This window comes from Candidatus Cryosericum odellii (genome assembly GCF_003570935.1).
Classification (GTDB): Bacteria; Caldisericota; Caldisericia; order Cryosericales; family Cryosericaceae; genus Cryosericum; species Cryosericum odellii.
This window is the reverse complement of record NZ_QXIU01000131.1, coordinates 4,129-10,488: the sequence shown is the minus strand read 5'-3', so window position 1 is coordinate 10,488 and position 6,360 is coordinate 4,129. Positions and strand designations below refer to the sequence as shown.

Annotated in this window: 6 protein-coding genes (1 of these 6 only partly in view); all 6 read left to right on the top strand. The window is 55.8% G+C overall.

Features of this window, described 5'->3' with window-relative positions:
* Positions 1-1,588: UDP-N-acetylmuramoyl-L-alanyl-D-glutamate--2,6-diaminopimelate ligase (locus SMC5_RS05545; protein ID WP_207799099.1), on the top strand; the 1,588-nt coding region annotated here is incomplete at its 5' end.
* Positions 1,585-2,565 (top strand): phospho-N-acetylmuramoyl-pentapeptide-transferase, encoded by a 981-nt coding sequence (gene mraY / locus SMC5_RS05540; protein WP_119119921.1) that lies wholly within the window; start codon positions 1,585-1,587, stop codon positions 2,563-2,565. The genes SMC5_RS05545 and mraY, both read left to right, overlap by 4 nt.
* Positions 2,566-2,568: 3 nt before the next feature.
* Positions 2,569-3,948 (top strand): UDP-N-acetylmuramoyl-L-alanine--D-glutamate ligase, encoded by a 1,380-nt coding sequence (gene murD, locus SMC5_RS05535; protein WP_119119920.1) that lies wholly within the window; start codon positions 2,569-2,571, stop codon positions 3,946-3,948.
* A complete protein-coding gene (locus tag SMC5_RS05530) occupies positions 3,945-5,033 on the top strand; it encodes an FtsW/RodA/SpoVE family cell cycle protein (protein WP_119119919.1) in 1,089 nt (362 codons plus the stop codon). The genes murD and SMC5_RS05530 overlap by 4 nt, the downstream gene beginning before the upstream one ends.
* Positions 5,033-6,100: a UDP-N-acetylglucosamine--N-acetylmuramyl-(pentapeptide) pyrophosphoryl-undecaprenol N-acetylglucosamine transferase gene (locus tag SMC5_RS05525; RefSeq protein ID WP_119119918.1), complete on the top strand. Its 1,068-nt coding sequence runs from the start codon at positions 5,033-5,035 to the stop codon at positions 6,098-6,100. Before SMC5_RS05530 ends, SMC5_RS05525 begins: the two co-directional genes overlap by 1 nt.
* Positions 6,093-6,360, top strand: partial view of a Mur ligase domain-containing protein gene (locus SMC5_RS11650; protein ID WP_119119917.1) — the 5' portion only. Its footprint extends 62 nt past the window's final position; 268 of the gene's 330 nt are visible here — the first part of the coding sequence; the start codon lies at positions 6,093-6,095; its stop codon lies beyond the right edge, outside the window. The genes SMC5_RS05525 and SMC5_RS11650 overlap by 8 nt, the downstream gene beginning before the upstream one ends.

Sequence of the window (6,360 nt, the reverse complement as noted above, 5' to 3'; positions counted from 1 at the left end):
TGCAGTTGATACAGTATCTGAGGCTAAAACCATGAAATTCGTCGTTGAAGAACGGGAGCTCGCCGAGCTCCTCTATATGCTGCCTCCTGGATCCTGGAATCCCAAGCGCTCTTCACTTGGCCATAGGACAATGATCACTCTGGTCACGCCTGATTCGCGTGAATGCGGGCCGGGGGCTATGTTCGTCGCCATCTCCGGGACCAGGCTGGACGGAGCGTCGTACATCGCCAGCGCTCTCTGTGCTGGGGCGGCCTGCGTGGTCGCTGAAACTGAGCATCCTGAGGTTCAGGATGTGCCGGTAGTCGTTGTGCCGAGCTGCCGTGAGTTCCTGAGTCTGGTCTCGCAGGCTTTTTTCAATTTTCCTGCTCGTGGTATGAAGATGATCGGCATCACTGGAACGAGTGGCAAGACGAGCACAGCATACTTGATTCGTCGTCTCTTGCAGGGACTTGACATTGCGTGCGTCATGATTGGGACTACGGGCTATATTATGCCTAACGGCGAGTTCTTTCCTCCTGACGCTCTGCCGGCCACGACGCCGGAGGCCTTTGCGCTCAACTGGTATCTGGATCATGCGGTCCACTTGGGAGCACAAGTTGCCGTGGTCGAGGTTTCGTCATTTGCGCTTGCTTTCGACAGAGTTCATGGTATGCGCTTTGATTGCGGGGTTTTCACAAATTTCTCGCAGGATCACATAGGATATCATGGCACGATGGATGCATATCTGGCGGCCAAATTGCGCCTGTTCACATCACTTGATGAGAGCTCTGTAGCCGTTCTCAATGTTGATGACGCTTCGTTCGCTTCCTTCAGGGACGCGGCCGGGCGCTCGCACGTCAGGACGTTCTCCCTGGAGCAAGCAGCTGATCTGCGCGGTGACCACGTCGTTTCTGCGGTGGGAAGAACTGCGTTTCAGGTTGTCGCCCGGGGCGGAGTCACGTTTGACGTGGATCTCTCGATCGGGCCGGCGTTCCAGGCATCCAACTGTCTGGCGGCGATCAGTTCGGTCCATGCCATTGAACCGACCTGTGACCTGGGCAAAGCCATACAATCTCTTGCGGCCCCACTGTACGTCCCTGGGCGCTATGAGCGCATTGACTGTGGACAGCCATTCGAGGTTATCGTGGACTATGCCCATACGCCAGAGGAGTTCTCGGCATTGTTCAGCGCCGTGCGGCCCACTGTGCGGGGGGACCTGCTGGCCGTGTTTGGTTCTGTGGGCGCCGATGACCGCGAGAAGCGACCGATCATGGCCCGTCTCGCAGAGGACGCCTGCCGCTGGTCGTTCGTGACTGTCGAGGACCCTCGTCATGAAGATGCCTCGATAGCTGTTCGCGACATCGAGAGTGGGTTTACCACCGACCATTTTACGGTCATCGAAGACAGAAGGCAGGCAATTCGAAGTGCCATTGCTATGGCCAGGCCTGGCGACATGGTCCTGGTCCTCGGTCGTGGGCATGAGACGATAATGTACTATGAACACGAGGATGTCGTTTTTGATGACCGGGAAGAAGCGCGCCTCGCGTTGCGCGATCACGGCTATGTTTGTGGTGCCGATGGTCGGCAGTCGCAGGAGGAACGTCGATGACCGCGAAGTCTGCTATGTTGCTGGTTCTCGTTCTTGTCCTTGTGGATCTGGCTCTTTTCCCTCTCCTTATTGTGTGGCTGCGCAGGATACGGTTTATGCAGTTGATACGAGACGAAGGGCCTGCTTCTCACAAATCCAAAGCAGGTACGCCCACGGGGGGCGGTCTGATGCTGTTTCTCGACATTGCCGGAGCCGTGGCAGCCTATCTCTTCGTGATGGGGCGAACGAGTTGGACACGGCTGGACGTCGCCACAGTGGTCTTCGTAGCCGTCAGTTTTCTTTCCGGTTTTCTGGACGACTGGACTAAAGAGGTCAAACACAGAAATGACGGACTGCGTGGCTACCAGAAACTCCTGATCCAGACAGCAGCAGCCGGGCTTTTTTTCTATCTGGCACACCCATTGATCATTCCGGTCCTTCATCTGGCGAGTGGAGCAATTCTTCTTGGCGGCTGGGCCTTCTACGCTGTTGCCATGCTGTACGCGGTCGGCATGGTGAATGCATTCAACCTGACGGACGGCCTTGACGGCTTGCTCGCTAAGACGAGTCTTCCCACATTTGCTGTGGCCGGAATAGCCTCGCTTCTGCATCCATCAGGACTGGCCGGCATCCTCCCTCTGGCAGCTGCTGCATTTGCCATCTCATTTCTATGGTTCAATGGCACAAAAGCATCAGTTTTCATGGGAGATACAGGATCGCTTGCGCTTGGCTCCATCTTCGTCGCGTGGGCGTTTGCCTCCGGGAACCAGTTGTCGTCGATCCTGCTGGGAGGACTGTTTCTCGGAGAGGCGATAAGCGTGATGATCCAGGTGTTTGTCTTCAAAGCCTCTGGCCGCAGAAAGAGGATCTTCCTTATGGCTCCGATACACCATCATTTCGAGAAGCTCGGGTGGACCGAGCCAAAAATCGTCGACCGGTTCTTTGTCGTGAGTATCCTGTTCGTTATTGCCGGAGCACTGACGATGACGTGGAGGTAACCAGTGATCCCTTTCAATTCGGCATTTGTCGTCGGGGCATTGCCAAGTGGATTGTATGCAGCCCTGTACCTGCATGATCATGGAGTGGACGTTTTCGTATCGGAATTCAGGCAGCGAAGCGCTGACGAAAAGTTCGAGCATGCTGTACGACTGCTACAGCAGGTGAGCGTTCCCTTTGAGTTTGGGCAGAACACTGTGAGCATCATGGCCGCCTGCGACGTCGTCGTCGTCTCGCCCGGTGTTCCACTCGACGCTCCGATCATCCTGGCGGCTGCGCAAATGGATAAAGTCATCGTCGGTGAGACAGAGATTGCCGCGTATGCCGGTCTGTCAGTGCTTGCAGTGACTGGAAGCAATGGCAAGAGTACGACCACGGCTCTTCTGGGAGAAATTGTTGCTGAGGAGTACCCCGACGCAGTGACGGGGGGAAATCTGGGCACTCCAGTGTCGGAGCTCCTGGTGGAACACCCGTTGGCAGAACGCGCCGTACTGGAGGTTAGTTGCTTTCAGCTCGAGACAATCCATACGTTCCATCCCAGAGTGGCCATTTTCTCGAACCTGGTTCCGAACCATCTTGATCGCTATGGTACAATGAAACGCTATTTCGCTACGAAAAAGCGCTTGTTCGAGAATATGACGGCAGATGATGTCGTCGTGCTCAATTGGGACGATCCCGAACTGAGAGTGCTTGGTCCGACGCTAAGTCCTTCGGTGTTCTATTTCGGATTGGGTGACGGCGTATTCTCTGGCGCGCATGTTGTCGATGGTAGCATTGTTTTCAAAGACACGACACGCACAGTGGAGCTGTTCAGAGAGACAGACCTGCACATTCGGGGGCGGCACAATGTAGCGAATGCCATGAGTGCAGCTCTGGCAGCCTTTTTGTACGGTATCTCACCAGATGCCGTTCGCAGGGCCGTGAGGGCCTTCAATGGACTGCCTCACCGACTGGAGTACGTTGCAACAGTGGGTGGCGTGACGTTCGTCAACGACTCCAAGGCTACGACTCCTGAATCGGTCATGACTGCCGCCGATGCCATGACTGGACCATATGTCGTCATTCTGGGCGGCAGCTCAAAGGGTGTCTCATTCGACAAGATGGCGCGGCACCTGACCGAAGACAGGAATCTGGTTTCAGCAATCGTGATGGGCACGACCGCCCCAGCTATTGAGGATTCACTGCGCCAGGCCGGTATGAAGACGATTGCCCACGTCGAATCGCTTGAGGACGCTGTTAGCAATGGAGTACACCTTCTCTCTGCGGGTGGTACGCTGCTTTTGTCTCCTGCTTGTGCCAGTTTCGACATGTTCAGGGATTTTGAGCAGCGTGGTGACCGGTTCAGGGAGATCGCTCAAGGTCGTCAGGGCGTTGTCACGCGATGAAGCGCATACTGGTTCTGGTCGCCATACTGCTCTGCTTGGGAGTACTGCAGAACTATAGCATCGCCGTCAGTCTCAGTGCCTCGCGAGGCCAATTGGTGGCCGTTACCCCAAGTGTCGTCAAGCAAGCGATTATCGTCGGTATCGGAGTCTTCGCCTACTGGTTCTGCTCGCGGTTCAAGTATATGCGCTGGGCAGACATTTCAGAATTCCTGACGTATGGTCTAGGAGCGTTGCTGGTCGCTGTTCTCATTCCCGGCATCGGCAGGAGCGTCAATGGTTCTATTCGATGGATCGGAACGAATTCGATTGGTGTGCAGCCATCTCAGGCAGTTGTTCTGGTTGTGCCTCTTCTCGCCGCCAAGCTCTTCAGCGGCAAATACCTGAACAAGTACGACCATCGATATTACACCACGTTTCTGCTATTCGTGCTGGGGTTCACGGGCCTGGTCGCACTTGAACCCGACTTCGGGACAGCTTTTGTCATTGCTGGGTCCTCCATCACTATCCTGCTGGCCGTCGGTGCTCCGCTAGGCTACTGGATCAGCCGAACGGCTGCCTTGGGAGCGCTGGCTCTGATTGCGGTGAACGTGAAAACTTCCTGGAAGGTCAGGATGACCTCGTTCATCAATCCGTTGGCAGCCGACAAGGCGAAAGGCGTCGCCTACCAGCTGGTCAACTCCATGTTCGCTGTCGCGAGAGGTGGAGTGCTGGGGCGAGGTTTTATGCGGAGCGTCCAGAAATTCGTCCACTTCCCAGCCCAGGAAAATGACTTTGTTTTCGCCATATTCTCGGAAGAGTTCGGGCTTATCGGTGTGACCATCGTACTGGGCATTTATCTGTGGATCGTCTTCGACCTGTTCAAACTTGCCTCGAGGTCTTCTGAGCCATTTGCCCGAGTGTATGTCATGGGGCTGGGCGTATTCCTCGCCGTACAGGCGTTTGTCAACATTGGTGTTGTTGTTGGACTGCTTCCTACGACAGGAGTACCTCTGCCTTTCTTCAGTCAGGGAGGCAATCACATCGTCTTCGAGATGGCCGCGCTTGGTATCGCGGCAGCCATTTCCCGGAGTCCGGAGGCCGCCTGATGCACTACGTTGTCGCCGGAGGAGGGACAGGGGGGCATATCTACCCCGCAGTCGCAATTGCTGAACGCTTGTTGGACAAGGGAACCGTCACGATGCTGGCGCGATCTGGCAGCATGGAGGAACACGTTTTCCTTGCTCAGGGACTTGACGTCCAAACTATCCGTTCTGCCCCGCTCCTGTATACGCCCAGATCGTTGTGGCGTCTTGCACGTGCAACTCGAAGCGGCGTGAGAGCAGCCCGCCGTGTCATGATGGATGCCCATGTCGATGCTTTTATCGGTACCGGCGGATACGTATCGGTGCCAGGAATCGTGGCTGCGCAGATGAGCGGAGTTCCCGTATATCTTCTGGAACAGAATACCGTCATGGGGAGGGCGAATCGACTGTTCTCCCATCGTGCGCGACACGTGTTCCTGGGGTTTCCTGTTGCAGGGGCCTCTGGTTCACGGTTCACCGTCACTGGAAACCCTCTGCGGCGTAGGGTTTACACGGCACTGACGGAGTACCGGCTCGCCAAACCCCTTCGTCGGGGGTTGCTGTTTATCGGAGGTAGTGGCGGGGCTAGCTTCGTCAACGAACTGTTTCTGCGGACAATCCGGGAGCTGGATAGCAGGGGCCGCGAAGTTTCAGTCACTGTGGTGACTGGAATTGATGACTATGCGAGGATTTGTGACGCAGTGAACGGGCTGTTTCTGCGGCACGTCAATCCTGTTGTCGTCTCCTATGAGGAGCATATGGAGCGACTCTATGAGCAAGCGCGCGTAGCGGTGACGAGAGGCGGTGCACTTGCACTTACGGAGCTTGCTATCGGAGGCATCTATGCCGTCGTCATCCCCTATCCCTTCGCCGTTGGCCGGCATCAGTCCAAGAACGCGACATATCTCGAGAGCCTTGGTCTTGGTATGCGCATTGAACAGCAGTCACTGCTGTTCGATAGGTACCTGTCCATCGTAGAGAAGGCACTGGATGATGAAGCAGGTACGGCCCTCCCTGCTTCCAGTATTTTTGGAAGAGATGCCGGGGACACCATAGTGCGCACCATCGAAGAGGAATGCTCACATGACTGAGCTCCTGCGACCTGGAAGGTCTTTTTTTCTTGTTGGGATATGTGGTGCCGGGATGAGTTCGCTGGCCATGTTGCTGCACAGCGTCGGAATGGATGTGCGAGGCTCAGACATCGTGAATAATGGTCCCGAAGCTGAACGGTTGACTTCGCTGGGTATCCAGGTGATGTCCGAAGCTGAAGCATCTGGGGCACTTCGTCATGATGAAATTCTGGTACGGTCGTCGGCAATTCGCCCGGACAATGTGGTGCTCATGGCTGCAG